This is a genomic window from Hasllibacter halocynthiae (assembly GCF_003003095.1).
Taxonomy (GTDB): domain Bacteria; phylum Pseudomonadota; class Alphaproteobacteria; order Rhodobacterales; family Rhodobacteraceae; genus Hasllibacter; species Hasllibacter halocynthiae.
On the sequence record NZ_PVTT01000002.1, the window covers coordinates 217,876 to 243,973 of the forward strand.

Consider the following 26,098-nt stretch of genomic DNA (forward strand, 5'->3'; position numbering starts at 1 on the left):
GCGGGACCCCGAACGCAGGCATCATCCAATGTACGATCCCTCCGCCATCGAGGCGAAATGGCAGGCCGCCTGGGACGAGGCCGGCCTGTTCCGCGCGCGCCGCGACGAGCGCCCGAAATACTACGTGCTCGAGATGTTCCCCTACCCTTCGGGGCGCATCCACATAGGGCACGTCCGCAACTACGCGATGGGCGACGTGATCGCGCGCTACAAGCGCGCCACGGGCCATTCGGTGCTGCACCCGATGGGCTTCGACGCCTTCGGCATGCCGGCCGAGAACGCCGCCATGGCCTCCGGCGGGCATCCGAAGGAGTGGACCTACGCGAACATCGACACGATGGTCGCCCAGATGAAGCCGCTGGGCTTCTCGATCGACTGGGACCGCATGTTCGCCACCTGCGACCCGGAATACTACGGCCAGCAGCAGGCCCTGTTCCTCGACATGCTCGAGGCCGGGTTCGTCGACCGGAAGAAGGCCACCGTGAACTGGGACCCGGTCGACATGACCGTGCTGGCGAACGAGCAGGTGATCGACGGCAGGGGCTGGCGCTCGGGGGCCGAGGTCGAGCGGCGCGAGCTGACGCAGTGGTTCTTCAAGATCAGCGACATGGCCGAGGAGCTGCTCGAAGCGCTGGACGGCCTGGACGACTGGCCGTCCAAGGTGAAGACGATGCAGAGCAACTGGATCGGGAAGTCCCGTGGTCTGCGGATGGGCTGGACCCTGACCGAGCCGACGCACGGGCACGAGGCGATCGAGGTCTACACCACCCGCCCCGACACCCTGCGCGGCGCGTCCTTCATCGCCATCGCGCCCGAGCACCCGCTGGCCAAGGCGCTGGCCGAGGAGAACGCCGACCTCGCGGCCTTCGCCGGGAACGTCCGCAAGGGCGGCACCACCGAGGAGGCGCTGGAGACCGCGCCGAAGATGGGCTTCGACACCGGCCGGACCGTCGAGAGCCCCCTGGGCGGCACCCTGCCCGTCTGGGTCGCGAACTTCGTCCTGATGGACTACGGCACCGGCGCCGTCTTCGGCTGCCCCGCCCACGACCAGCGCGACCTCGACTTCGCGCGCAAGTACGACCTGCCCGTCATCCCGACCTTCAAACCCGAGGCGATGGAGGACTTCGCCATCGGGAACGAGGCCTACGTCCCCCCCAAGACCGAGACGGTAGACTGGATCGACCAGCCCGCCGGGATCGAGCGCGGGACCGGCCAGCAGGCCATCGACGCGACCATCGAATGGGCCGAGGCGCAGGGCATCGGCAAGGGCGAGACGCGGTTCCGCCTGCGCGACTGGGGCCTCTCGCGCCAGCGCTACTGGGGCTGCCCGATCCCCGTGCTGCACTGCGAGGCCTGCGGGATCGTCCCGGAGGCCAAGGAGAACCTGCCCGTCACCCTGCCCGACGACGTCTCCTTCGACGTGCCGGGCAACCCCTTGGACCGCCACCCGACCTGGCGGCGGGCCGCCTGCCCCCGATGCGGCGGCGAGGCCCTGCGCGAGACGGACACGATGGACACGTTCGTCGATTCGTCCTGGTACTTCGCGCGCTTCACCGCGCCGCGCGCGGCGACGCCGACCGACCGAGCCGAGGCGGACTACTGGATGAACGTCGACCAGTATATCGGCGGCATCGAGCACGCGATCCTGCACCTGCTCTACTCCCGGTTCTTCGCCCGCGCGATGCACGCCACCGGCCATCTGTCCGAGAAGGCGAAGGAGCCGTTCGACGCCCTCTTCACGCAAGGGATGGTGACGCACGAGATCTACCTCACCCGCGACGAGGCGGGCCGGCCGGTCTACCACCTGCCCGAGGACGTCGTCGCCAAGCCCGACGGGATGCGCGCCCTGAAGGACGGCACGGAGGTCGAGGTGTTCCCCTCGGCCAAGATGTCGAAGTCGAAGAAGAACGTCGTCGACCCCGCCGGCATCGTCGCCCGCTTCGGCGCCGACGCCGCACGCTGGTTCGTCCTCTCCGACTCCCCCCCCGAGCGGGACGTGGAATGGACCGCCGCGGGCGTGGAGGCGACGGCGCGGCACCTCGCCCGCGTGCACCGCATGGCCGAGGAGGTCGTGGGCGCGGAGGACGCACGGGACGCGGCACTGGAGCGCGAGGTCGCCCGCGCCGTCGACGAGGTGACGAAGGGCGTGGACAGCTTCGGCTTCAACGCGGCCATCGCCAAGCTCTACGCGCTTGCGGCGACGATCCAGAAGTCGAAGGCGGCCCCCGGCGCCCGCCGGGTCGCGCTGCGGACCATGGCGCAGCTCATGGCGCCCTTCACCCCCCACCTGGCCGAGGAGGTCTGGCAGGCCACCGGCGGGACGGGCCTCTGCGCGGCCGCGCCCTGGCCCGTCGCGGACGCGGCGCTGCTCGTCTCGGACACCGTGACCCTGCCGATCCAGGTGAACGGCAAGCGGCGGTCCGAGATCACGGTGGCCAAGGACATGCCGAAGGAGGAGGTCGAGGCCGAGGCGCTGGCCGATCCCGCGGTCGTCAGGGCGCTCGACGGCGGCGCGCCGCGAAAGGTCATCGTGGTTCCGGGCAGGATCGTGAATGTGGTCGCGTAGCGCCCTGCCGGCGATCCTGGTCGCCGCCGCGCTGTGCGTGGCCTGCGCGCCCCTTCCGCCGCCCCCGCCCGCTGCGGCCACGCCCGACGCGCCGTCCGACCGCCTCGGCTTCGTCTTCGCCCGTGCGCTGGCCGATCGCCTCGACGGCCCCGGCCCCGCGCTGTCCTACGCGATAGGAAGCCAGGACATCGCGCTGGCGTTCACGGGGGGGCGCGAGACGCAGAGGGTCCAGATCGAGGGCACAGTGACCTGGTCGCTGGAGGGCGGCCCGTCGGGGCGGGAGACGGCGTTCACGGGCTATTCGGCGACCGGCACGCCCGTCGCCACCGACGCCGCGCGGCGCGACGCCGAGGACAGGCTGATGGCCATCCTGGCCCAGCGGGTCGAGGCGGCGCTGCGCCTCGACGCCGCCCCCTCGGCCCCGCCGCTCGCGCCCGTGGTGCTCGAGCGGCCGGGCGCCGCCGCTCCGCCGGGGGCCGCCGCGCTTCCCGGCGCCCCGTGAGGCCGAAACCGTGAAGCTGAACCCGCGGCAGACGGCCGACCTGATCGCCGGGCCCGACCGGGCGGCGGGGGGGATCCTCCTCCACGGGGCGGACCCGATGCGGATCGACATGGCGCGCCGCGACCTCCTGGCGAGCCATCTCGGCCCCGCCGCGGAGGAGGAGATGCGCCTCGCCCGCCTTGCCGGGGCCGATCTGCGCAAGGACCCCGCCGCGCTGATCGACGCCCAGAAGGCCGTGGGCTTCTTTCCCGGACCCCGCGCCGTCTGGGTCGACGGGGCGACGGACGGGCTCGCGCCGGCGATGGCGGCGGCCCTCGACGCGCGCGAGGAGGGGGACGCCCTGATCCTGGCGACGGCGGCGCAGCTTCCCGCCCGCTCGAAGTTGCGCCAGGTCTTCGAGAAGCACCCGGCCGGGCGTGCCTGCGCCTTCTACGACGACCCGCCCGGCCGTGCGGAGATCGAGGACCTCCTCGCGCGCGACGGCCTGACGGCGGACGGTGGCGCCCTCGTGGCCCTGGAGGGGCTCGGCCGTGCCGTCGGCCCAGCGGCGCTGCGGGGGTTGACGGCGAAGCTCGCCCTCCTCCTTCACGGCGAGGGGCGCGCGGCGACGGCCGAGGACGTCGCGGCCGTCGCCCCGGCGGCGGCGGAGGCGGCCACCGACGACGTGATCGACGCGGTGCTCGACGGACGGGTGAACGATCTGGCCCCCTTGCTGAGGCGGGCCGAGGCGCAGGGGACCACGCCCACGGCCCTACTGATCGCGGCGCAGCGGGCCGTGCGGCGGCTGCACCAGGCGGCGGCCTCGGGCGTCGAGGGGCTGCGCCCGCCCCTCTACGGCCCCCGGCGCGACCGGCTGGCCCGGCAGGCCCGCGCCTGGGGCACGGAGCGCGCGGAGGCCGCGCTGCACGCGCTGCTGGAGGCCGACCGGACGCTACGCTCGGCCGGCCGGACCGCGCCCGAGGACGCGACGGCGCAGCGCGCGCTGATCCGGCTGGCGATGATGCCCCGCTGAAGGCCCCCCGCCACGCGGGCGCCCGCCCGGCCCGGGCCCGTTCCGTGAGGGGGGCGCCCGTCAGCCTGGCGGCGGGCCCGGCCATGCCGCCGCGTGCCGTCCCGCCCAGGCCCCGGTCGAGAGCGACGCGGTCAGGAGGTATCCGCCCGTCGGCGCCTCCCAGTCCAGCATCTCACCCGCGGCGAACACCCCGGGGCGCGCGCGCAGCATGAGGCCCTCGTCCAGCGCGTCGAAGCGGATCCCCCCTGCGGTGCTGATCGCCTGGTCCATCGGGCGGGGCCCCTCGTGGGGGACCGGCAGCGCCTTGATCCGGGCGGCCAGGGCCGGACCGCGCGGGGGCGGGCCGCTCAGCTCGCGCAGGAGGGCGGCCCTGACCGGATCCAGCCCCGCCCGCCGCAGGAGGTTCGCCGTCGACGCCTTCCCCGAGAGCCGTCCCGCCAGCGCCGCCTCAGAACGGTCCGGGGCGAGATCGAGCATCAGGGGCGCGCCGTCCCGGACGGCCGGGAAGACCTCGTAGAGGCCGCCGCCCTCCAGCCCCTCGCGGGAGAGGACCACCTCGCCCCGGCTCGTCAGCGGGCCAGCGGTCAGCCGGATGCCCTTCGCCGGCCGGCCGAGGAACGGCTCCATATGGGCGGACCACGCGATTCGCAGGCCGCCATTGGCCGGGGCGAAGGGCGCGACCGGCGCCCCGAGCCATCCCGCCCAGGCCCCGTCCGAGCCGAGGCGCCGCCAGCTCGCCCCGCCCAGTGCCAGGACGACGACCCCCGGCGCGAGCGCACGGGGTCCGTCCGGGGCGTCGAACCGCCAGCCGGGCCCGGTCCAGCGCCAGCCGGTACGGAAGGCGACGCCCATCCCCTCGAGCCGCGCGCGCCAAGCGCGGAGCATGGGGCTCGCCTTCCAGGCCCGGGGGAAGACCCGCCCGGTGGAGCCCGCGAAGACCGGCTGGCCGAGGCCCTCGGCCAGCGCCTCGACCTCTGCGGGACCGAAGGCGTCCAGCATCGGCGAGAGGGCGGGGGCGGTTGCGCCGTAGGCGGCGCGGAACTGCGCCGGATCCTCGCGCTTCGTGAGGTTCAGCCCCGACTTGCCCGCCATGAGGAGCTTGCGGCCCGGCGTGGGCATCCGCTCCGCCAGGACCACGGCCCGCCCCGCCCCGGCGAGCGCCTCGGCCGCTGCGAGGCCCGCGGGCCCGCCGCCGATCACCAGCGCGTCGATGGATTCCACCCTCATCCGCCCCACCTCGGGCGGCATGGCCGACCCGTCAGACACCGATCCGACCTGCCCCCTCTGCCTGCGGCCGATCCCGCAGCACGCGAAGCAGTCGCTGCACCACCTCGTGCCGAAGCTGCGCGGGGGCAAGGGAGGCCCCACGATCCTCGTCCATCAGATCTGCCACAACGAGGTCCACGCGGCGCTGTCCGAGACCGAGTTGGCGCGCGAGTGGAACACGCCCGGGAAGCTACGCGCCCATCCGGTCCTGGGGCCGTTCTTCGCCTGGGTGGCCAAGCGCCCGCCCGACTTCCACGCCCGGTCGCGGCGCAGCGCCCGGCGCCGGAGGTAGGCGGGCGCCCTTCCCCCTGCCGCCCGAGCGGCGGGCCGGGACGGTGCGGTGACGGTGCTGTGGCCCTTCCCCGGCGGGACGGCGGCGGCGTCGCGGCGGGGTTTCCCTTTCCTTCGCAGCGAGCCGGATACCGCTAGAGTTCGGCCTTCTTCGTCGCGGCGCCGCCACGGGGCGAGCGTCGGAGCGCCCCGGCGTCCTGCCGGGATGCATCCGACCGAACGAGCCGTAAGGAGAGGATCCCGTGCCCCGCTTCGCCGCCATCGCCGCGGCCCCGACGCCGAAGGGGCTGCGCCACGTCTCCGACCTGACGCTGCTGCCGAACGGGCGGCACGCGGCTGCCCTCGACCGCGAGACGGGCGAGGTGCGCGCCTTCGATCTCGCGCACGGCCTGAAGACCTACGGCCCCGGCGTCGCCCATGGGCTGGACCCGCTCGCGGACCTGCGCCTCGGCACGGCCGAGATCGACGGCACGTCCTACGTCACCGTCTCCCAAGGCGGCAGGGTCGGGCTGATGGGCCTCTACGGCGGGGACCGCTTGGACGGCACCGCGGCCATCTCGTCCGTGGGGGCGGGCACCCCTCTCGCGACGGGGGCCGGCGGCACGATGCCCGCCTTCGTGGCGAGCGCGGCCGGCGGCGGCATCGCGCGAATCGACGCCTCGGGCACCGCGCTCGGCGTGACCGGCCGGATGGCCGACACGGAGGCGACCTATGCGGCCGACGCCCATCTCGCCGTCGCGGTGGGCGACTACCTCGTCACCGCATCCGCGCACGAGGGCGGCATCACCGTATGGGCGGGCGACGGCGACGGGGGCTTGTCCGCCGTCGGCGCGGTCGGGGCCGTGCAAGGCCTCGGCATCGCGGAGCCGACGGCCCTCGTGCGCGCCGCCGTGGCCGGCGAGCGATACGTGATCCTGGGGGCGTCGGGCTCCTCCTCGCTCAGCGTGCTGCACATCGGCGCGAACGGCGCACCGATGCCGACCGACCATCTGATCGACGACGCGGCGAGCCGGTTCGGAAGCGCGCAGGCCCTCGCCGCCGCCGAGGTCGCGGGGCGAGCCTTCGTCGTCGCGGGGGGCGGCGATTCGGGGCTGACCCTGTTGACGCTGATGCCCGGGGGCCGGCTGGTGACGCTGGACACGGTGGCGGCGGTGGAAGGCATGGCCATAGGCGCCGTCACCGCGATCGCCATGGCCGAGATCGACGGCGCCCTGCGTGTCGTCGCCACGACCCAGCGCCGCCAGCTGATCGAGATGACGATCGATCCCGGCGCGATCGGGCAGCACGTCGCAGGTGCCGGCATCCTGCGCGGCGGCGCGCGCGACGACCTGATCGAGGGCTCGGACGGAGCCGACCGACTGGAGGGCGGCGCCGGATCGGACGTCCTGCGCGACGGCGCGGGGGAGGACGTCCTCTTCGGCGGCTCCGGCGCGGACACCTTCGTCCTGGCCCATGACGGCGCGACGGACACGATCCGCGACTTCGAGGCGGGAATCGACCGGATCGACCTTTCCGAATGGCCGCTGCTGCATTCGGCCGCGCAGATCGACGCGGTCTCCTTCGCGGGCGGGCTCACCCTTCATGCGCGAGGGGAGGCGCTGGTCGTCCATTCCCACGACGGCGGCGTGCTGGCGCTTGGGGACGTTCTCGGCACGGGCTTTCTCGACGGGTTCCGGATCCTTCCGGACATCGGCGTCCGGGACGTGGCCCTGCGCAGCGGGATCGAGATCACCGGCTCTGCGGGGCGGGACGTGCTGGAGGGCGGCGGGAAGGACGATCTGCTGGACGCCATGGCGGGCGATGACCGTCTGCTGGGGCGAGGCGGGAACGATCACCTGCTCGGCGGAGCGGGGCGCGACCATCTCGAAGGCGGGGCGGGCGACGACCTGCTGGAGGGAGGAGCGGGCGACGACCGCCTCCTGGGGGGCGACGGAAACGACGCGCTGCGAGGCGGGCCGGGAAACGACGAGATGGACGGCGGGGCGGGTGACGACGCGATCGCCGCGGGCGGGCCAGGCATCGGCCTCGGTCGCGGGGGGGGCGACACCCTGCGCGGCGGCGCCGGACCGGACCTGTTGATCGGGGGCGACGGGGACGACGTCCTCCGGGGCGGCGATGGCGCGGACCTCCTGGACGGAGGCACCGGGGCGGACGTCCTCGAGGGCGGGGCCGGCGACGATAGGCTGCTGGGCGGCGCAGGGGCCGACAGCTTCGTCATACGCCCCGGCGCGGGGCGGGACGTCGTGCTCGACCTCGCGCCGGAGGAGGATCGGATCGTCCTCGATCCGGACCTCTGGGGAGGAGGGGGGATGACGGCCGGGGAAGCGGTCGCCGCCTTCGGCACGCAGGAAGGGGCGCATGCCGTGCTCCGCTTCGACGACGACCTGTTGAAGATCTGCGACCTCGATCTCGGCGACCTCTCGGCGGTGGCGGAATTGCTCTAGGCGCGGCGGCCTCAGCCCCCCAGCATCGCCTTCATCGCCCGGACCTGCCCCACGCCGACCTCGGCGGCGTAACGGGTCAGGACCCGCACCTCCTCCTCCAGGCGCCCGGCCTCCAGCGCGTCGTCCCAGAGGCCCTGATCCCGGCCGACCTCCGGGTTCCAGCGCCCGCCGCTGATCGCCGCGCGCGCCATGGCGCCCGGCGGCAGAAGGCGGCGAAGCTGCGGGATGGGGGCGTCCGTGCCCCGCGCGCCCCCAAGAGGGGACAGCCAGGCAAGCGCGTCCGGCCCCGCGAGGCGCAGGTCGCACGCAAGCGCGAGGCGCAGCGCCGCCCCTTCGGCGAGACCGTCGACCACGGCGACCGTCAGCCCCTCGTGCCGCTCGATCGCGCTTGCGACCGTGTCCCAGAACGCCGACCGCGCCGATGGCGGTCCGAACCGCCCGCCGGATCCCCGCAGCACGAGCGTCACCGAAGGGCGGAGCGCGCGGACCTCGCGCCCGATCGCGCGCAGCGCAGCGCCGGAGGGTGGCTCGGGCGGGAGGATGAGGTCCGCGCGGCTCACGCCGTCAGCCCCAGCTCCCGGCGCACCGCCTCGTCGCGCAGGCTGACCTCCTCGCCGAGGAAGCGGTCCCCGGAAGGGCCGGCCATCCAGACGAGCGCCCGCGCCGGCCATTCGGGCGGAACGTGCGCCGACCAGTCCAACCGGCTCACGGGGTTGATGCCGCTCGCCCTGATCTCGCGCTGCATCCTCGTGGCCACGGTGCCGGGGCTGAGGCCCATCGCGCGGATGCCGTTCCCGCGATGCTCCTCGTCGAGGCAACGGGTCAGCATGGCCGCTCCGGCTTTCGAGGCGCAGTAGTGGGACCACCCTTCGACCGGCCGGTGCGCCGCGCCCGACGAGATCGTGAGCACCGTGCCCCCGCCCCCCGCGAGCATGCGCGGAAGCGCCGCACGCATCCCATGCATGACGCCCTTGAGGTTCACGTCGATCACGCGGCCCCACGCGGCGGGATCGGCATCCTCCAGGCGGGCGACCGGCTCGATGACGCCGGCGTTTCCGATCAGAACGTCGGGCCGCCCCCAGGCCCTCTCTACTGCGGCGAAGGCGGCCTCCACGGCGTCGAAGTCGGCGACGTCGCAGCCCAGGGCCATGGACCGGCCGGACCCGATCTCGGCCGCGAGGGCTTCGATCTCGCCCATCGAGCGGGCCAGCAGCGCGACACGGTGCCCGGCCTGCGCGAAGGCACGCGCGGCGGCGGCGCCGATGCCCCGGCTCGCGCCGGTGATGATGGTGATCCTGCCGCCCATGACCGCCCCCCGCGTTCGCCGACCGCCCTTATGCGACGGAAAGGCCCGCGAGGGCCAGCGCTATGCGCCTCTCCGCTCACTTCCGGGGGCGCCTTCGCTTGACCCTGCGACCCGCTCGCCGGAGGATGCGCCGGACGCCGGGCGGGCATCGCGCGGCCATGCCACCGGAGCGCTCGATGACCTTTCGCACCATGTCCCTTCCCCTCGCCGCCCTCGTCGCGGGCGCGGCGCCGTCGCTCGCCCAGATCGCGCCGGAGGACGTCTGGGCCGAGATGGTCGACGGGCTGGAGCGCGGGCAGCTCGTGCTCGAATCGGCCGACGAGTCGCGCGAGGGCGACGTGCTGACCGTCTCGAACATCGAGGTCAGCCAGGACGACGGCTTCACCGCCACGACCTTCACGCTGCCGCAGATCGTCATGCGCCAGACCGACGAGGGCGTCGCGCTCGAGCTGCCCGAGACTTCCGAGATCACGTTCTCCAGCCGGAGCGAGTACTCGGAGGAGCCGACCACCGGCACCCTCGTGCTCGACCTGGACGGCTGGACGGCGAACCTGACCGGCCAGGACATCGAGAGCCTCGACTACGACTACGCCGCCGACGCCGTCACCGTGACGGTTTCCGAGATCGACGTCCCCGACGAGGGAACGTTCGAGGCGCCGATGACGATGACGATGACGGATCTGTCGGGCGACTACTCGACCGAGCCCGCCGAGGACGGCCTCGACCGCATCTCGCAGACGGCCCGGATCGGGTCCACCGAGATATCGGTTGACATGGACGCGACCGATCCCGTCGCGACCTTCGACCTCGCGATGAACCTCGGATCGCTGGAATTCGAGGCGACGTCGTTCGTCGATTCCGACCTCGAGCCGGAGGATTTCCAGGACGCTCTCGCCTCCGGATTCTCAGGCGAGGGCTCCGCGACCTTGGGCCCCTACGATTACACGTTCGAGTTCTACGAGGAGGACACGGACGCAAGCCGTCCGGCGGACCAGTTCTCCTTCTCCGGCGGCAGCGAGGGCGGCGAAGCGGCCTTCGCGATCTCGGCCGACGGGATGTCCTACTCGACCGAGAGCACAGCGGTGCGCCTGGCCGTCGAGACGCCCGAGTTGCCCGTCGGCGCGGTCTCCGGCACCCTCGATCGCGTGGCGCTCTCGCTGACCGCGCCGACCGTGTCCTCCGAAGAGGCGCAGGACTTCTCTGCCGAGCTGCGCATGGAGGGCTTGGCCTTGTCGGACAGTGTCTGGGACATGCTGCCGGACATGGTCGGGGCGCCCATCGACCTGCCGCGCGATCCTGCGACGATCGCGATCGCGCTCACGGGTCAGGTCATCCTCCCCTTCGACTATTTCGATTCCGCCCTTTACGAGCAGTCGCAGCAGCCCGAGCCGCCGCTTCCGACGACCGTCACCCTGGACGAGCTGCGGATCGACTTCGCCGGCGTCGAGCTGACAGGCGACGGCACGGTCGACTTCGACCTCGACGACATGGAGAGCTTCGACGGCTTCCCCGCGCCCGACGGCACGATCGAGCTTTCGCTGACCGGCCTGCAGGGCCTGGTCCGGACGCTCGTCCAAGCCGGGCTGGTGCCGGCGGAGCAGGCCCTGTTCGTTCAGGGAATGGTGGGCGCCGTGGCCCGCCCGGTCGGCGAGGATCAGTTCGTCTCGGAGATCGTGTTCGGGCCCGGCGCCTCGATCACCGCGAACGGGTTCCCGATCCCGCTGCGCTGAGGCCCCCCGCGCCGCCCGTGCCGACGGCACGCCCGCTCCGGCCGTGACACCGCCCGGGATGCGGCCCCGCGCGGCCCCACAACCGCGTGGGCGACGCTTGCGCCGCCCTCTCCCGCGCCCTAGCTGCCGGGGATGACGCATGCCCTTCCCGATCTGGCCCAGCAGCTTCTCGATGCGGCGAAGGCGGCCGGCGCGGATGCCGCCGACACGCTCGTGACGGAGGGCTTCCAGACCTCCGTCGACGTGCGGGACGCCAAGCTCGAGGAGGCGCAGCGCGCCGAAGGTGTGGATTTCGGGCTGCGGGTCATCATCGGCACGAGGCAGGCGGTCGTCTCGTCGATGGACGCGCGGCCGGACACGATCCGCGCGATGGCGGAGCGCGCGGTCGCGATGGCCCGCGAAGCGCCGGAGGACCCGTCCGTCGGCTTGGCCGATCCGTCCCTCCTGGCGACCGAGGTGCCCGACCTCGACCTTGCGGACGACGCCGGCGACCCATCGCCGGACGTGCTGCGCGACATGGCGCTCGCGGCCGAAGCCGCCGCGCGCGGGGTGGACGGGATCACCAAGACCGACAGCGCCGGCGCGGGCGCCTCGCGGCGGCACATCCACCTCGCCGGCACCAACGGCCTCTCGGCGGGCTACGAGCGGACGTCGCGCTCGCTTTCGGTGGTCGCCATCGCGGGGACGGGAACCGCGATGGAGAGGGACTGGGCCTTCGACGGCCGCACCCACCTTTCGGATCTCGACCCCCCGGAGGAGATCGGCCGCCTCGCAGCCGAACGCACGCTAGCCCGGCGCGCGCCCCGTCGTCCCAGGACCGGCACCTATCCCGTCCTCTACGACGAACGCGTCGCGGCCGGCCTGATCGGGCACCTCGTCGCGGCCATCAACGGCATGATGATCGCGCGCGGCTCGTCCTGGGCGAAGGACCTGATGGGCGCATCCGTGCTGCCGGACGGCCTCAGCCTGACCGAGCGGCCGCTGCGCCCGCGCGTGACCGGCTCGCGTCCGCTGGACGCCGAGGGGCTCGCCACCCGAGAGGCGCCGCTGGTCGAGGACGGCGTCCTCGGCCGCTGGGTGCTGGACCTTTCCACCGCGCGCCGACTGGGGCTGAAGAGCACGGGGAACGCCGCGCGCGGCACCTCCACCCCGCCCTCGCCGTCGGTGACGAACCTTCATCTCACCGCCGGCACCGCTAACCGCGACGATCTGATCGCGCAGATGGGCACGGGCCTTCTCGTGACCTCTCTGATCGGGTCGACGATAAACCCCAACACCGGCGACTACTCGCGCGGCGCATCCGGCATCTGGTACGAGAAGGGCGCGCCCGTGCACGCCGTCTCGGAAGTGACCATCGCGGGTAACCTGCGCGACATGCTCCGCACGATCGTGCCTGCGAACGATGCCCGGTCCTATGCCTCGCATGTGGTGCCGTCCCTTCTGGTGCCCAGCATGACCATTGCCGGCGAGTGACCTCGCCCTCCTTCGCGACGCCGCCCACGCCGCCGGGGCCGAGGCCCTGCGGTTCTGGAGGCGCGATCCGGCCGTGCGCGACAAGGGCGGCGACCTGGGTCCGGTCTCGGAGGCGGATCTCGCTGCGAACGCCGTCCTGGAGGCGCGTCTGCGCGACGACCGTCCGGGTTACGCCTGGCTGTCGGAGGAGAGCCCGGACGATCCGGCCTCCCGCGTCTCGGGTCCCGCTTGGATCGTCGATCCGCTAGACGGGACCCGGGCGTTCCTGAAGGGCGAGGCGGACTGGGCCGTGGCCGCGGCGATGGTCGTCGACGGCGTTCCGGAAGCGGCTGTCGTGCACCTACCCGCGAGGGGCCTGACCTATGCGGCCCTGCGAGGCGCGGGCGCCACCCTCGACGACGCGCCCATCCGGGCCAGGGCAATCCCGGCCGACCCGCCGGCCGTTCTGACGACGAAGGCCAACCTTCGCCCCGAGGACTGGCCCGATGGGCTGCCGGAGGTGCGGACGGCCTTCCGCCCCTCGCTCGCCTGGCGCCTCTGCCTCGTCGCGGAAGGACGGTTCGACGCAATGCTGACCCTTCGCGACAGCTGGTACTGGGACATCGCAGCCGGCGCCCTGATCGCTGCGGAGGCCGGGGCGGTCGTGACGGACCGCGACGGCGCGCCGCTGCGCTTCGACGGCTGGACGCCGAAGACGGCCGGATGCGTGGCCACGGGCGGCATCCCCCACGAGGCGCTGATCCCGTGACGGGCGGGGCCCGCTCCCGTTTGCACCTGGTCGTCACTTGGCCCATCACGCCGGCGTTCAATGAACGGAGGACACGATGACCCAGCGCCTGCATCTCGTCTTCGGAGGCGAGCTCGTCGATCCTTCCGGCACGGTGTTCCGGGACGTCGAGGCGATCCACATGGTGGGCATGTTCCCCGACTACGCGTCCGCCTACGCCGCGTGGAAGTCCGAGGCGCAGCGGACGGTGGACAACGCGCACATGCGCTACTTCATTGCCCATATCCACAGGCTGCGCGACGAGGAGCAGCCTGCCTCGCCCACCGAGGAGCTCGGCGCCTGAGCCGCCTCCCCCTCTCGGTCTGGCGCGTCGTCAGGCGTCAGGGCGAGGCGGCCGCGCTTCGGCGCCTGCGCGCCGAAGGGGCCGATCCCGCCCTTTGGGGGGAGGTGCCACCCACCGGCCCGGCCCCCGTCGTCTGGCTTCACGCCGGCGCCACGCTCTCTGCGTCGGCGCTGGAGGTCGTTCGCGCGCAGGTCGCGGAGGAGGATTCGGGCATCACCTTCGCCCTCACGCGCGAGCCGGACCACGCCGAGGCCGATATCGGCCTGCCCGTGCCAGAGGACCGGCCCGGCTTCGCCGCCGCGCTGCTCGACCGTTGGCGGCCGGCGGCGCTGGTCTGGGCGGGCGGTCCGGTCCGGCCGATCCTCCTTGCCGCCGCCGCGCAGAGGGGCCTCATGCCCATCCTGGCCGGCGGTCCCGACGGCAGCGAGATCGAGCGCGTCGGCCGCGCGAACGCCCGCCTCGCGCTGGGCGGTGCCCGCATCGCCCTTCCCGCCGACCACGCGCAGGCCGAGGCCTTGCGCCGGGTCGGCATCCCAAAAGCGCGGATAAAGGTTGCCGGGCCGCTGCTGGGCACCGCCGCGGCCCCGCCGGTCGACGAGGCCCGCAGGCAGGAACTGGCCTCCGCCCTAGCGGGACGCCCCGTATGGCTCGCCGCGGGCGCGCCTGCCGGGATGGTCGCAGATCTCCTGGAGGCGCAGGCCGAGCTGCGGCGGCGGGCCCACCGGGTCCTTCTGGTCCTCGAGGCCGACGAGCCGCCGGAAGGACCGGGGATCGTATCCGAGCACGGGACGCCGGGCTTCGACGATTCGGTCCTCGCCGTCCGCCCGGGCCAGCAGGGGCTGTGGGCACGGCTTGCCGCGGTGACGGTGCTGGCGGGAACCCTCGACGGGCGGCAGATGGATCCTCTCGTCCCGGCCTCGGTCGGATCGGCGGTGATCCACGGGGGCCCGCCGGGGCGGCTGGACGCCGCCGGCGGCGCGGTGAGGATCGGCGGTCCCGCGCAGATCGTCGCCGCCGTCGAGGATCTTCTGGCCCCCGACAGGGCGGCGATCCTCGCCCGGGCCGGCTGGGAGGTGGCGACCGAGGGCGCCGAAGCCACCGCGATGCTCACGCAGGCCATACTGGATGCGGTGGACGACGCGCCGCCAGGTACCGCGTGAAGGCCCCGGGCTTCTGGTCGCGCGGCGGCAGGCTGCCCGCATTCCTGTCGCCGCTCGGCGCGCTCTACGCCGCTGCGACCGCTCGCCGGGTCGCACGGGGCGGGCGGCGCCTCGGCGTTCCGGTGGTCTGCGTCGGCAACCTCTCCGTAGGTGGGACGGGCAAGACGCCCGTCGTGATGTCGCTGATCGAGCGGGTGAAGGCGCTGGGGCTGGAGCCGCAGGTCGTCAGCCGGGGGTACGGCGGCACGCTCGAAGGACCGGTCTGGGTCGATCCGGCGCGGCACGACGCGTCGGAAGCCGGGGACGAGCCGCTTCTGATGGCGCCGTTCGCGCCCGTCTGGGTGGCCAAGGACCGTGGGGCGGGGGCCGAGGCGGCCGAAGCGGCGGGGGCCGAGACGATCATCCTCGACGACGGGTTCCAATCGGCGGACCCCGCGAGGGATCTGCAGATCGTGGTGATCGACGCCGAAGCGGGATTCGGCAACGGCCGCGTCTTCCCCGCCGGCCCCCTACGCGAACCCGTTGCCGCCGGGCTCGCGCGGGCGGACCTCGTCGTGCTGATCGGCCCGGAGCATGCACGGAAAGCCTTTCGACAGGCCAACGTGCTGCCGAAGCCGGTTGTCGATGCGGAGCTGGCGCCGTTGGAGACCGGCATGGACTGGACCGGGATCCGCGTCCTCGCATTCGCCGGAATTGGGCGGCCGGCGAAGTTCTTCGCCACCCTCCGCGGCCTCGGGGCCGAGATAGTCGAAGCCGTTCCGCTGGGCGATCACCAGCCGCTCCCCCTCCCCCTCCTTCGAAGGCTGACGGAGCGAGCCGCACGCCTGGATGCCCGCCTCGTCTGCACGGAGAAGGACGCGGTACGGCTGCCGCCGGGCGCGCGGGCCTCGATCCTCGTCGTGCCGGTCCGGCTGCGCGCGCCGGATTGGTCCGCGCTCGACGACGCCCTGGCCCGGATCCTGCCCCCCCGCGACGCGGGCAGCTAGCGATCAGCCTTCCAAAGCGGCGTCGATGGCATCCCGGAACTCGCCGATGGGCATGTTGTCCACCAGTTCGCCGTCGATGAGGAAGCTCGGGGTCGAGCGGATGCCGTCGCGCGCCGCGTTCTCCTCGTAGTTCGCGACGAGCGCCTCGGCCATCGCCGGATCGCTCATGCAGGCCTCGACGGCATCGGGCGCGAGGCCGGCCTCGGCCCCGATCGCGCGCAGGTTCCCCGCAACCGTGGCCGGATCGCCCTGGGTCCACTGGGACTGGCGGTCATAGACCAGATCGACCACCTCGGAGTAATGCGAACCACCGTCGCAGCGGGCGATCATCGCGGCCCAGAGGCCGAAGCGGTCGAAGAAGACCTCGCGATGCTCGAAGCGGACTTGGCCGGTATCGACGTATTCCTCTTTGAGGACCGGATAGACGTCTTCGTGGAAGCGCGCGCAGTGCGGACAGGTGTAGCTCGCGTACTCGACGATCGTGACGGGGGCATCCGCGTCGCCGAAGGCGATGTCCTCGACCAGGGGGGCCTGGGCCGCCTCCTGCGCGACGGCGGCGGAGCCGAGGGAAGGCGCGCGCGTCTCGGCGAGCCAGAAGCCGGCGCCGGCCGCTGCGGCCACGGCGCCGGCGGCGAGGGCGATCTTGGTGTTCATCGGGTCTCTCCCTTGGACATGACATGGGACCCCAGCGCGGCGAGCGCGGCGCGAAGGTCGGGGTCGGTCGCGCCTTCGGCAAGCCCCTCGCCCCGGGCCAGGGCGGCCTGCGAGGGCGGCATGTAAGGCGCGCGGGTCTCGGCGAAGCCCGGATCGGGCGCGGGGGCGATCTGCGTGACGCGCACGCGCGCGATCGCGCGATAGCCGTAGCAGGCGTTCACCCGGTCCCGGATGCGGCCGGTGGCCATCTGCGCGAGGGCCGCACGGGGACCTTCGGCGTGGACGGTCAACTCGGCCCCGATGCCCTTGCCATGACCGACCTTCACCGGGCGGACGAGGGCGGCGAGGTCGGGGCCGACGATCTCCTCCCAGCGGGTGAGGAGGCGCGCGACCGCGAAACCGCGGCCGTCGCCGGCGACCTTCACCTGCCCCTCCACCAGAGTCGAGGCGCGGGCGAAGCCGCGGGCGCGGGGCTTGGCGGAGGGCCGGGGGGCGGGCTTGCGGGCCATGGGGGGTTAGATACGTCCCCCGAGGGGCGCGGTGAAGAGCGGGGGATAACGAATGTGTCAGGAGGTGCGCGAGGCGCTGCTGGGCTGGTACGACGGCCATGCGCGCGACCTGCCATGGCGCATCGGCCCCGCCGCGCGCGCGCGCGGCGTGCGTCCCGAACCGTACCCAGTATGGCTGAGCGAAGTGATGCTGCAGCAGACCACCGTCGCCGCGGTGATCCCTTACTGGCGCCGCTTCACGGAGACTTGGCCGACGGTCGAGGCCCTCGCCGCGGCGGAGGACGGGGCGGTCATGGCGGCTTGGGCTGGCCTCGGCTACTACGCCCGGGCGCGCAACCTCCTTGCCTGCGCGCGCGAGGTCGCCATGCGGGACGGCCGCTTTCCCGAGACGGAGGCGGAGCTGCGCGAGCTGCCGGGGATCGGCCGCTACACCGCCGCCGCCATCGCCGCGATCTGCTTCGACGAGCCAGCGGTCGTCGTCGACGGCAACGTCGAGCGGGTGACCTCGCGCCTCTTCGCGGTGCGCACCCCCCTGCCCGGCGCACGGCCCCTGCTGCGGGAGAAGGCCGCTTCCCTCACCACCCCCGTCCGGCCGGGGGACTGGGCGCAGGCGGTGATGGACCTCGGCGCGACGATCTGCACGCCTCGCTCGCCGGCCTGCGCGATCTGCCCCGTCATGCGTTGGTGCGAGGCGCGGAAGGCCGGCATCCAGTCGGACCTGCCCGCGAAGGCCCCGAAGAAGGCCCGCCCGCTAAAGCGCGCGGTGTTCTGGGCCGCGCGGCGAGCCGACGGCGCGTGGCTGCTGGAGCGGCGCCCGCCGAAGGGGATGCTGGGCGGCACCCTAGGCTGGCCCACGACGAACTGGGCGGAGAAGCCGGAGGGAGGCCCGCCGCTCGCGGCCGAATGGCGCGAGGCGGGCACGGTCGATCATGGGTTCACGCACTACCTGCTGTCGGCGGAGGTCCGAGCCGCCGAGGTGGGGGTGGACGCGGTTCCGGAACGGGGCGAATGGCATCAGGCCGTTCCGTCCGAGTTGCCGACCCTCTTCCGAAAGGCGATGGAGCGCGCGGCGGCTGCACTGGACTGACTGCCGCCGGCGTCGCGGCAGAGCGCCCGCCCCCCGGCGCGACGCTACGTCCCTTCCCTGCACCTTTCGCCGCGGCTGTAGCATGCCACGATGCGCGAGGAACGAGGGAGATCGCCTTCATGGCCGTGACCACAAACGACACAGGGGGCGTCCGGCCCGTCGGGGGCTTCGCGAAGGCCATGCCGTTCTGGCTGTGCCTGATGAACGTGCCGCTCGTCGTGATCGCCGCTACCCAGGGCGGATGGACGGTGATCCTGCCCGCGCTCTACGCTTGGGGCGCCTTCTCGGTCATGGACGCGCTCGCCGGCCTGAGTGAAGAGAACCCCGACCCTCTCACCCCCGACAGCGAGTTGACCTGGTACCGGGCGATCACGCTCATCTGGCCGGTGGTCCAGATCGGACTGATTTTCGGCACGTTGGCCTACCTGACCGCGACCGACCACCTCGCCTGGTGGGAGGAGATCCTGGTCTTCTTCGGCATCGGCGTCGCATCCGGCACGATCGGCATCGTCTATGCGCACGAGCTGATGCACCAGAAGCCCAAGGTCGAGCGATGGATGGGCGACGTCCTGATGGCCTCGACCCTCTACTCGCACTTCCGGTCAGAGCATCTCCTCGTCCATCACCGCTACGTCTGCACCCCGCGCGACCCGGTGACGGCCCGCTACAACGAGGGCTTCCACCGCTTCTTCCCGCGGGTGGTGCGACAGTCCCTCGCCTCGTCCTGGAAGGCGGAGGCCGCGATGCTGGAGCGGCGGGGCAAGTCCAGGTTCGACCGCAAGAACCCGTTCTGGCGCTATGCCGCGCTGCAGGGCGCGATGCTTCTGGCCGCCTTGCTGATCAGCGGGTGGTGGGGCGTCCTGCTCTTCGCGTATCAGGCCTTCGTAGCGATCTGGCAGCTCGAGCTGGTCAACTACATCGAGCATTACGGCCTGACCCGGAAGCACCTGGGCGCCGGCAAGTACGAGCACGTGCTGCCGCGCCATTCCTGGAACGCCGCGCACCGGGCGTCGAACTGGCTGCTGATCAACCTCCAGCGCCACTCGGACCACCACTACAAGCCCGACCGGCGCTTCCCACTCCTCCAGACCTATCCGGAGGACGAGGCCCCGCAGCTTCCCTACGGCTACCCGGTGATGACCGCGATGGCGATGGTCCCGCCCCTGTTCCTGCGGTTCATGAACCCGCGGGTCCGGGCCTGGCGCCGCCGCCACTATCCCGAGATAGACGATTGGGGGCCCTACCGCTGGATGACGAACCCCATGCCCCGCTAGGACGGGGCGAGGTCCGTCCCGAGGATCGGAAAGAGCGAGAGGACGAGCAGCGCGGCCATCGTCCAGTTGAAGGCCCGGAGGCGCCGGGGCGTCGAAAGGATTCGCCGAATTTGGGTGCCGATCGCCGTCCACGCCGTCGCCGAGCCGAGGCCGAAGGCCGCGAACGTGGCCGCGACGATCAGGACCTGCGCGAAGCCGCCCGAGGCCGCGAAGGCCGTCATGGCGCCCAACGCCATCGCCCAAGCCTTGGGGTTCACCCACTGGAACGCCGTCGCCTGCGCGAAGGTCAACGGGCGTCCTTCCGCCTTCGCCTCCTCCGGCGGAGCGGAGGTGCCGACCTTCCAGGCGAGCCAAAGGAGGAACGCGACCGCGAGGACCTTGAGCACGACCTCCATCGCCGGAACGGCCCGGAACAGCGCCGCGATACCGAAGCCCACCGCCATGGCGAGAAGGGGAAAGCCGAGCGCCACCCCCAGGAGATGCGGCACCGTGCGTCGCAGGCCGTAATTCGCCCCCGAAGCCATGAGCATCAGGTTGTTCGGCCCCGGCGTGTACAGGGTCGAGAGCGCGAAGAGCGTCAGGGCGAGGAAGAGTTCGGCGGTCATGCGGCCCTTTGTATCCATCTCACGGAGCATGGGGATTGCAAATCGTGCGCCGATCCGGCCCTTTCCTGCAAATGAGATCCGCAATCGACCCGTTCGACGCATGTATCGTGCAGGCCCTGTCCGAGGACGGCGCCCTCTCCAACGCCGCCCTAGGCGAGCGGGCGGGCCTCTCGCCTTCGGCCGTCTCGCGCCGGCTCGCCGAGTTGCGGCGGCGCGGCGTGATCCGGGGCACCCGCGCGATCGTCGATCCCGTCCATGCAGGTGGCGGCTTCACGGCCTATGTCACGGTCGGTCTGCGCGAGCACTCGAAGGAGGCGCAGGAGGGGTTCGAGCGCGCCGTCGCCGCCGCCCCGGAGGTGCGCGAGTGCCACAACATCACCGGCGCGGTGGAATACCTCCTGCGCGTCGAGGTGCCGGACCTCGCCGCCTACAAGGCGTGGCATACGGACAGGCTGGGCACGCTGCCGCAGGTGCGCACGATCACCACGCACGTCGTCATGGGCTCGCCGAAAGACCTCAGGGCCTGACGGAACCTCGCCCGACGGGGATGTGCTTGCCTTCCGTGATGGAACTACGGACGACCAATCGCCCTTCGTGCGGCGGCGCCGAGACGGATGCGGGAATAGTGATCAGCCCGAACGGCCTCTACTTCCAGCCGGCCGGGGCCGGCCCTCCCGGCGCGGTCGAACGGCCGTTCGGGGTGCGGAAGGCAGCCGTTCAGGCGGCGGCGTGCACGCGGTGCGGCCGCTCGCGAATGTCCGCACCGGTCGATGCCGGGGACGTCCCCTGAAGAAAGAAGCCCCCGCCACGGTGGACGGGGGCGCAGTTGGGCACGGGTCGAGGTCAGGATGACCCGCGCCGGCGGCTCGTCCCGTCCCTCCCGGCCGGATCGGAAGGGACGGTATTCTGGGATGTCTTAGGACGGACGCATCTCCGCGCGGATCTGCTCGCGCAGCGCGTCGATCGGGACCTTCGCGCCGTCGCGCTTGAAGTGCCAATAGGTCCAGCCGTTGCAGGACGGCGCGCCGAGCAGCTCGGCCCCGACCTTGTGGATCGAGCCGGCGACGCCCTTCACGGTCAGCGTCCCGTCCGCCCTGATCTTCGCGCGATGGCGGCCGTTCAGGCTTACCAGTTCCTCGCCCGGGGACAGCATGCCCCGTTCGACCAAGGTGCCGAAGGGAACCCGCGGCGCGGCACGCTTGCCCCGCGAGACCTCGATCGCGGCGCCCTCGTAGGGCCGGACCTTCGCGAGGCGCTTCTCGGCCACCGCGCGATATTCGGCTTCGCGCTCGATGCCCACGAAGCTGCGGCCCAGCTTCCTCGCGACGGCGCCCGTGGTGCCGGTGCCGAAGAACGGGTCCAGGACGACGTCGCCGGGATTGGTGGTCGCCACGAGGACCCGGTGCAGCAGCGCCTCGGGCTTCTGCGTCGGATGGGCCTTCGCGCCGCCCGCGTCCTTCAGCCGCTCGTGCCCGGTGCAGATCGGCATGGACCAGTCCGAGCGCATCTGCGTGCCCTCGTTCAGCTCCTTCAGCGCCTCGTAGTTGAAGGTCGGCCGCCCCTTCTGGCTGCGCGAGGCCCAGATCAGGGTCTCGTGCGCGTTGGTCAGGCGGGTGCCGCGGAAGTTCGGCATGGGATTGGTCTTGGCCCAGATCACGTCGTTCTGGATCCAGTAGCCCAGGTCCTGCACCGCTGCGCCTACGCGGAAGATGTTGTGGTAGGATCCGATCACCCAGAGGGCCCCGTCCGGCTTGAGGACACGCCGCGCCTCGGCGAGCCAGGCCCGCGTGAAGGCGTCGTATGCCGCGAAGCTGTCGAACCGGTCCCAGTCGTTCGTGACGGCGTCGACTCGGGACGCGTCCGGCCGGTGCAGTTCGCCCTGGAGCTGGAGGTTGTAGGGTGGGTCCGCGAATACGAGGTCCACGCTGCCCTCCGGCAGGCTTCGCATGACCTCGATGCAATCGCCCGACAGGATTTCGTCCACGGGGAGAGACGGCGCCGCCGCGCCGGTTTTTGCCTGTTTCATCTGCCTCTTCCTTGGGCCCTCTGACGGGGCCTCTCAGGGTGTGAGGAGAACCTGCCGAAGCGGCGAAGCCGACGCTAAGGGTTTATTTGGCGGACCGGCTTAACCCCCCGGTGGACACAACATGTCGCGGACGGGGGCGAAGGTGCGCCTATGATGTTGTGTCGGCCCATGTTGCGCGAGCGCACTGCGATGCTCGGGCGTAAGGTAGCCCTTATTTTTGCCCCAATTGAAGCGGGGGTCCTGTTGCGCGAGCGCCCGCATCATCGAATCCCGCAGCTCCTTTGCGAGTATCGAGGCCGCCGCGATGGAGGCGGACCGCGCGTCGCCCCGCACCACTGCGCGGGCGGGCACGTTCAGGCCGGGCGGGACCATGGTCCCGTCGATCAACGCGAGGTCGGCGAGCAGATCGCCCATCGCCTCGCGCATGGCGATGAAGGTCGCCTGAAGGACGTTCACGCGGTCGATGGTGGCGACATCCACGACCCCCACCCCCCAACGTGCCGTCCGCTCGATCTTCTCCCTCAGGATCGCCCGCCGCGCAGGCGAGAGGCGCTTCGAATCGTCGAGGCCGTCCGGGACCGCACCGGGGTCTAGGATCACCGCCGCCGCGACGAGAGGGCCGGCGATGGGCCCGCGGCCAGCCTCGTCCACGCCGGCGACGCGCAGGAAGCCCTCGGCACGGGCGGCCTCCTCCAGCGCGGTGTCGGGGCGGGTCCTCATGGCGTCCTCCTTGCCCCATGCGGGGGCGGAGACAAGCCCGGGCCCGGAACATGCGGGAATAGGCCGGCGCCTTCGTCCTCCGGCGGAGCCATGCCCTACCTGAAACGGAATCCGGCGTCGCGCAGGCAGGCGAAGCCAAAGACCGGGCGGTCGCGCCCGCCGACGGGGACCTCGCCCTTGCAAGGCTCGGGCAGCGACTCCAGCCGAATACGGGCGCGGTGCAGGCAACCTTCGGCCACCACGCGCCGATCGCGGCGGGTGCCGAACGCCGCGGGATGGGTGCCGTTTGCGAGGATGCAGGAGACGGGAAGGACCTCGGAACGCGCTGCCCTGGAGCGGAGGCCGGACGGCGGCCGGGTCGGCGAGGGCAGGCTGCGCAGGGTCCGGCCGTCGTCTTCCTGCGCATTCTCGACAGCATAGGCGATCGCCCCCACGGTGGCGAGGATGGCGAGCGCGCGGGCGATGTCCTTCCGGTCCGCGGAGGCGGGGGTGGGCGCCGAGGCGGCCGCCATGACCGAGAGCGACAGCGCGGCTGCGGGGATCGCACGGACAGGGGCCTGCAGCCAGCGTGAGAGGGTGCGGATCATGGCGGGATATCCTCCGGGTCGGCGCCCCAGGCGGGGCCATCCGCCGACCCTCGCCCAGAAGGTCTGCGTCGGGCCATGTCGACGTGGCCGACATCCGATGCCATGGCCGATCGGGGGCCACACCGTGCCTGCGACCCGGTCGGCCATTGCATGACGCGACGTCCCCAACCATTGACGGGGGATGAGACGTCTCCTTCCCCTCCTTGCCGTCGCACTCATGTCGGCACCGGCCTTCGGGCAGGCGCCCTGCTACGCGGACTACAAGGCCCGAACGGTCGAGCCCCTGCGCCTTCACTACGGAACGATCGAGTTGCACGAGGCCTGCGACGCCTCCTCCGCCGCCTCGGAGATCGCCGGGCGAATCGCGCGCGACGGGTGGCAACTCCTCGAGGTCGTAGGCATCTTCGACGCCGACGGACTGCAGGAGAGGGAAGCGGATGCCGGCGCCTACCACCTTCGCTATTGAAGGGCCCGCCCCGCGGCACGTGATCGCGCTCGGCCTCGGGGCCGTGGTGCTGATCCTCGCGCTCGCGGGGGCGTTCCTATTGATCGCGCTTCCCGATGCGGACGCGTTCGACGAGCGGGTGACGCGCCTCTTCGTCGAGAACGCGGATCTGACGTCGAACACGCAGATCAAGCTGCTCGAGATCATCGCCCAGTCGGGAAACGCCTTCGCCGACGTCTTGGCGAGCTACCGCGTCGTGATCTTCGTGCTGCTGCTGGCGACCACCGGGCTTCTCCTAGCGGCGCTCGGCCTTCTCGTGGCCCTCGCCACGCAGGCGCGGCGGCTCGATGCGATCGAACGGGCCGGGATAAGGGTGAACTCGCTCGCGCTGGACCGCGAGACGCGGACCGTCTGGATCAACGACCTCGAGTTCCGGCTGACCGAGGCCGCGATGGAGACCCTGTCGGTCCTCGCGGAGGCGAGGCTCGACGGAGACGTCATGACCGGTGCCACGATCGAGGCGATGGTGACCGGCAAGGACGCGAGCGACTGCGACGAGGGCGCCGGGGTCACCCGGATAAAGCGGCTTCGGGATGCCCTCGGGGGGCAGATGGTCGCGGCCCTCCTGATCAGGACCGTGGCTAAGAAGGGCTATGCCCTCTCCGTCGATCCCGGCGCGATACGGATCGCCTGACGCAGACGAACGACGGCAGGAAATGAACCGTACGGTTCAGTTCAAATCTTTTCTCGTTAGGTTCAAAAAGTCGGACGGCGGAATGGTCATTCTCATGTTCATCGGAAGGCCGATCCGGTCCTTCCTCGAACCTGACAGGAGGACATCATGCTCCGCAACACGACCCTCGCCATCCTTGCCCTCGCCGTGTCGGCCGCCGCGCTGCCAGCCGCCGCGAACGTCGGAAAGGACCAGTTCGCCGCGACGCTGGGCGTCGATCCCGACGCCTACACGACGGGTGAGCTGATCCGCCTCGACGACGCGCTCTCGGAGAACGACCTCACGACCGCGCGCGCGATCCTGAACGGCGACCTTCGCGATACCGGCCCGGGCGGCACGACGCCGGCGATGAGGCAGATGGCTGCGAGCCTTGGCGTAAACGTCGAGGACTACTCCGCCGCGGAGCTGGCCCGACTGCATACGGACCGGTTCATCGATTAAGACGGCCCGCCCGTGTCCCCGCGGGCCGGCGTAGCCGGGGCCTCGCCGCCGGCAAAGGGACCGCCCTTCCCCAGGGGCGGTCCTTCTCATGCGCCGCGTCGTCGCCAAGCAGAAGGGGTGAGGCCATGCGCGGCCTTGAAGGTCCGGGTGAAGTGCGACTGGTCCGCGAACCCGCACCGAGCGGCGATCTCGCCCAGCGAATGCCCCTGCTCGAGCAGGGGCAGCGTGGCCGCCACCCGCTCGCCCCTCAGCCATGCCGAAGGAGCAAGGCCCGTCGCCGCGCGCAGGGCACGGCGGAACGCGCTCTCGGACATGCCCACCACGCGGGCCATCTCCCCGGGCGTGACGTTCCCTGACAGGCGTGCCCCGACGTGCTCGACGAGCATCCGCCAGCGATCCTCGCCGAACATGCCTGCGGCAGCGTCCGAAAGGACGCCGCGGCGCCGGACCAGGGTGGCCAGGAACACCCGTGCCATGCTGTCGAAGATCAGCTTCCGGCCCGGCCCTTCCGGCCGGACTGCGTCCCGAAGCGCCTCGGCGACGGCGAGCAAGGCGTCGTCGTGGACGATGGTCTCGCCCTCGCAGCACAGGCCCCTGACGAGCACCTTCATCTCGCGTCTTACGAAATCGCTCATCGTCGCGGGATCCACCGTGATGCCGATCCCTTGTGCCCGCTCGGACCATTCCAGGCCGGCGCGGGTGCCGGCGGGGAAGAGGACGATGTCGCCCCGCCCGACGACCGCCTCGGTGCGACGACCGTCGCGGCGCTCGATCACGGGGACCGCATCGGTCCCGGTGAAGATGAGCATCCGGTGCAGATGGACGGCGTCCGGCGACTGGTGGCCCGGCTCGGAGTCGAAGGCGATCAGCCCGAGCAGCGGCGTGCCCGGCACGAGGCCCAGGGCCGCGGTATCCAAGACGCGACCCTGAGGGTGGGCGATGGAGATGCCGTCGGACAATGCGCTTTCCCCCGCCGGACGATGGGGCCCAACTGGGGATACGTCGCAGGACATTCAACCGTAGCCGCTGTCGACCGCGGTATCTCCCTGGCCTCCACGAGATACCGAACCTCTATTTGCCGACGAAATGATCCCCTTCTGTCCCGCACGGTCCGGCAAGATGCCGCCGGGAGCGGAGCTTGCCTGCCCCCGATGCGACACGTCGTTGGTATGGCCGTCCGCGACGGACGACTTGCCTGAGCCGGCCTTGTT

The 26,098-nt window shown here is 72.2% G+C and carries 27 protein-coding genes; 17 read left to right on the forward strand and 10 right to left on the reverse strand.

Translation table 11 applies throughout. The annotated features are described in order from the left end of the window. Window positions 1-28: 28 nt before the first annotated feature. From leuS to holA, 3 genes are read left to right on the forward strand one after another with little or no spacing between them, the layout of a single operon-like run. Window positions 29-2,566 (forward strand): leucine--tRNA ligase, encoded by a 2,538-nt coding sequence (gene leuS / locus BCF33_RS08040; protein WP_106160449.1) that lies wholly within the window; start codon window positions 29-31, stop codon window positions 2,564-2,566. After that, complete coding sequence (gene lptE, locus BCF33_RS08045; protein ID WP_106160450.1) at window positions 2,553-3,068, forward strand: LPS assembly lipoprotein LptE; 516 nt, start codon at window positions 2,553-2,555, stop codon at window positions 3,066-3,068. The genes leuS and lptE overlap by 14 nt, the downstream gene beginning before the upstream one ends. Window positions 3,069-3,078: 10 nt before the next feature. Next, window positions 3,079-4,080 carry a DNA polymerase III subunit delta gene (gene holA / locus BCF33_RS08050; RefSeq protein ID WP_106160451.1) on the forward strand — a complete coding sequence of 334 codons (1,002 nt, stop codon included), beginning with the start codon at window positions 3,079-3,081 and terminating at the stop codon, window positions 4,078-4,080. Between the two features lie 60 nt (window positions 4,081-4,140). Here the strand turns inward: holA and BCF33_RS08055 are convergent, their stop codons facing one another. Beyond that, complete coding sequence (locus BCF33_RS08055; protein WP_106161474.1) at window positions 4,141-5,307, reverse strand: TIGR03862 family flavoprotein; 1,167 nt, start codon at window positions 5,305-5,307, stop codon at window positions 4,141-4,143. On the opposite strand from BCF33_RS08055, the gene BCF33_RS08060 reads away from it, so the two are divergent. Then, window positions 5,291-5,638 (forward strand): HNH endonuclease family protein, encoded by a 348-nt coding sequence (locus BCF33_RS08060; protein WP_245883776.1) that lies wholly within the window; start codon window positions 5,291-5,293, stop codon window positions 5,636-5,638. The two genes, BCF33_RS08055 and BCF33_RS08060, sit on opposite strands and share 17 nt — an antisense overlap. A 241-nt stretch (window positions 5,639-5,879) precedes the next feature. Continuing rightward, entirely contained in the window at window positions 5,880-8,081 is a 2,202-nt protein-coding gene (locus tag BCF33_RS14470) for a calcium-binding protein (protein WP_106160453.1), read from the forward strand. An 11-nt stretch (window positions 8,082-8,092) separates the two neighbouring features. On the opposite strand, the gene BCF33_RS08070 is transcribed toward BCF33_RS14470, so the two are convergent. Then, window positions 8,093-8,641 (reverse strand): Clp protease/crotonase-like domain-containing protein, encoded by a 549-nt coding sequence (locus BCF33_RS08070; RefSeq protein ID WP_106160454.1) that lies wholly within the window; start codon window positions 8,639-8,641, stop codon window positions 8,093-8,095. Further along, window positions 8,638-9,387, reverse strand: coding sequence for an SDR family oxidoreductase (locus BCF33_RS08075; protein WP_106160455.1), 750 nt, complete (start codon window positions 9,385-9,387; stop codon window positions 8,638-8,640). The genes BCF33_RS08070 and BCF33_RS08075 overlap by 4 nt, the downstream gene beginning before the upstream one ends. Before the next feature lie 176 nt (window positions 9,388-9,563). Here BCF33_RS08075 and BCF33_RS08080 point away from each other — a divergent pair, with 176 nt between their 5' ends. The 6 genes from BCF33_RS08080 to lpxK all read left to right on the forward strand — a co-directional run bounded on the left by BCF33_RS08080 (window position 9,564) and on the right by lpxK (window position 15,806). Further along, on the forward strand, window positions 9,564-11,117 hold the full coding sequence (locus BCF33_RS08080) for a DUF2125 domain-containing protein (protein ID WP_158259382.1): 1,554 nt from the start codon (window positions 9,564-9,566) through the stop codon (window positions 11,115-11,117). A 132-nt stretch (window positions 11,118-11,249) separates the two neighbouring features. Beyond that, window positions 11,250-12,590, forward strand: a complete 1,341-nt coding sequence (locus tag BCF33_RS08085; protein WP_106160457.1) for a TldD/PmbA family protein — start codon at window positions 11,250-11,252, stop codon at window positions 12,588-12,590. After that, a complete protein-coding gene (locus BCF33_RS08090) occupies window positions 12,577-13,338 on the forward strand; it encodes a 3'(2'),5'-bisphosphate nucleotidase CysQ (protein ID WP_106160458.1) in 762 nt (253 codons plus the stop codon). The genes BCF33_RS08085 and BCF33_RS08090 overlap by 14 nt, the downstream gene beginning before the upstream one ends. 76 nt (window positions 13,339-13,414) lie before the next feature. Next, window positions 13,415-13,660, forward strand: coding sequence for a DUF4170 domain-containing protein (locus BCF33_RS08095; RefSeq protein WP_106160459.1), 246 nt, complete (start codon window positions 13,415-13,417; stop codon window positions 13,658-13,660). A 104-nt stretch (window positions 13,661-13,764) separates the two neighbouring features. Beyond that, window positions 13,765-14,820, forward strand: coding sequence for a glycosyltransferase N-terminal domain-containing protein (locus tag BCF33_RS14370; RefSeq protein WP_158259383.1), 1,056 nt, complete (start codon window positions 13,765-13,767; stop codon window positions 14,818-14,820). Continuing rightward, a complete protein-coding gene (lpxK, locus tag BCF33_RS08105; protein WP_170073287.1) occupies window positions 14,817-15,806 on the forward strand; it encodes a tetraacyldisaccharide 4'-kinase in 990 nt (329 codons plus the stop codon). The genes BCF33_RS14370 and lpxK overlap by 4 nt, the downstream gene beginning before the upstream one ends. A 3-nt stretch (window positions 15,807-15,809) precedes the next feature. On the opposite strand, the gene BCF33_RS08110 is transcribed toward lpxK, so the two are convergent. Beyond that, window positions 15,810-16,460 carry a DsbA family protein gene (locus BCF33_RS08110; RefSeq protein ID WP_106160461.1) on the reverse strand — a complete coding sequence of 217 codons (651 nt, stop codon included), beginning with the start codon at window positions 16,458-16,460 and terminating at the stop codon, window positions 15,810-15,812. Further along, window positions 16,457-16,969 carry a DUF721 domain-containing protein gene (locus tag BCF33_RS08115; protein ID WP_106160462.1) on the reverse strand — a complete coding sequence of 171 codons (513 nt, stop codon included), beginning with the start codon at window positions 16,967-16,969 and terminating at the stop codon, window positions 16,457-16,459. The genes BCF33_RS08110 and BCF33_RS08115 overlap by 4 nt, the downstream gene beginning before the upstream one ends. A gap of 52 nt (window positions 16,970-17,021) precedes the next feature. Here BCF33_RS08115 and BCF33_RS08120 point away from each other — a divergent pair, with 52 nt between their 5' ends. Beyond that, on the forward strand, window positions 17,022-18,056 hold the full coding sequence (locus BCF33_RS08120) for an A/G-specific adenine glycosylase (RefSeq protein ID WP_106160463.1): 1,035 nt from the start codon (window positions 17,022-17,024) through the stop codon (window positions 18,054-18,056). Window positions 18,057-18,175: 119 nt separating this feature from the next. Continuing rightward, window positions 18,176-19,330, forward strand: a complete 1,155-nt coding sequence (locus BCF33_RS08125) for an alkane 1-monooxygenase (RefSeq protein WP_106160464.1) — start codon at window positions 18,176-18,178, stop codon at window positions 19,328-19,330. Here the strand turns inward: BCF33_RS08125 and BCF33_RS08130 are convergent. Further along, window positions 19,327-19,935, reverse strand: a complete 609-nt coding sequence (locus tag BCF33_RS08130) for a LysE family translocator (RefSeq protein ID WP_106160465.1) — start codon at window positions 19,933-19,935, stop codon at window positions 19,327-19,329. The genes BCF33_RS08125 and BCF33_RS08130 overlap by 4 nt on opposite strands. 71 nt (window positions 19,936-20,006) lie before the next feature. Here BCF33_RS08130 and BCF33_RS08135 point away from each other — a divergent pair, with 71 nt between their 5' ends. Next, entirely contained in the window at window positions 20,007-20,462 is a 456-nt protein-coding gene (locus BCF33_RS08135; protein ID WP_106160466.1) for an Lrp/AsnC family transcriptional regulator, read from the forward strand. 389 nt (window positions 20,463-20,851) lie between these two features. On the opposite strand, the gene BCF33_RS08140 is transcribed toward BCF33_RS08135, so the two are convergent. The 3 genes from BCF33_RS08140 to BCF33_RS08150 form a co-directional block, all read right to left on the reverse strand. Next, the gene (locus BCF33_RS08140; RefSeq protein WP_106160467.1) at window positions 20,852-21,961 is read right to left on the reverse strand and encodes a site-specific DNA-methyltransferase; all 1,110 of its coding nucleotides are present in this window, start codon (window positions 21,959-21,961) and stop codon (window positions 20,852-20,854) included. Between the two features lie 99 nt (window positions 21,962-22,060). After that, a complete protein-coding gene (locus BCF33_RS08145; protein ID WP_106160468.1) occupies window positions 22,061-22,681 on the reverse strand; it encodes a ribonuclease HII in 621 nt (206 codons plus the stop codon). Between the two features lie 95 nt (window positions 22,682-22,776). Then, on the reverse strand, window positions 22,777-23,268 hold the full coding sequence (locus BCF33_RS08150) for a hypothetical protein (RefSeq protein ID WP_106160469.1): 492 nt from the start codon (window positions 23,266-23,268) through the stop codon (window positions 22,777-22,779). Between the two features lie 181 nt (window positions 23,269-23,449). On the opposite strand from BCF33_RS08150, the gene BCF33_RS08155 reads away from it, so the two are divergent. From BCF33_RS08155 to BCF33_RS08165, 3 genes are all read left to right on the forward strand, one after another. Further along, window positions 23,450-23,734, forward strand: coding sequence for a hypothetical protein (locus BCF33_RS08155; protein ID WP_106160470.1), 285 nt, complete (start codon window positions 23,450-23,452; stop codon window positions 23,732-23,734). Then, a complete protein-coding gene (locus BCF33_RS08160; protein ID WP_106160471.1) occupies window positions 23,706-24,407 on the forward strand; it encodes a winged helix-turn-helix domain-containing protein in 702 nt (233 codons plus the stop codon). Before BCF33_RS08155 ends, BCF33_RS08160 begins: the two co-directional genes overlap by 29 nt. A gap of 147 nt (window positions 24,408-24,554) precedes the next feature. After that, window positions 24,555-24,887, forward strand: a complete 333-nt coding sequence (locus BCF33_RS08165; RefSeq protein WP_106160472.1) for a hypothetical protein — start codon at window positions 24,555-24,557, stop codon at window positions 24,885-24,887. An 86-nt stretch (window positions 24,888-24,973) separates the two neighbouring features. Here the strand turns inward: BCF33_RS08165 and BCF33_RS08170 are convergent, their stop codons facing one another. Then, complete coding sequence (locus BCF33_RS08170; protein ID WP_158259384.1) at window positions 24,974-25,804, reverse strand: helix-turn-helix transcriptional regulator; 831 nt, start codon at window positions 25,802-25,804, stop codon at window positions 24,974-24,976. Between the last annotated feature and the right edge of the window lie 294 nt (window positions 25,805-26,098).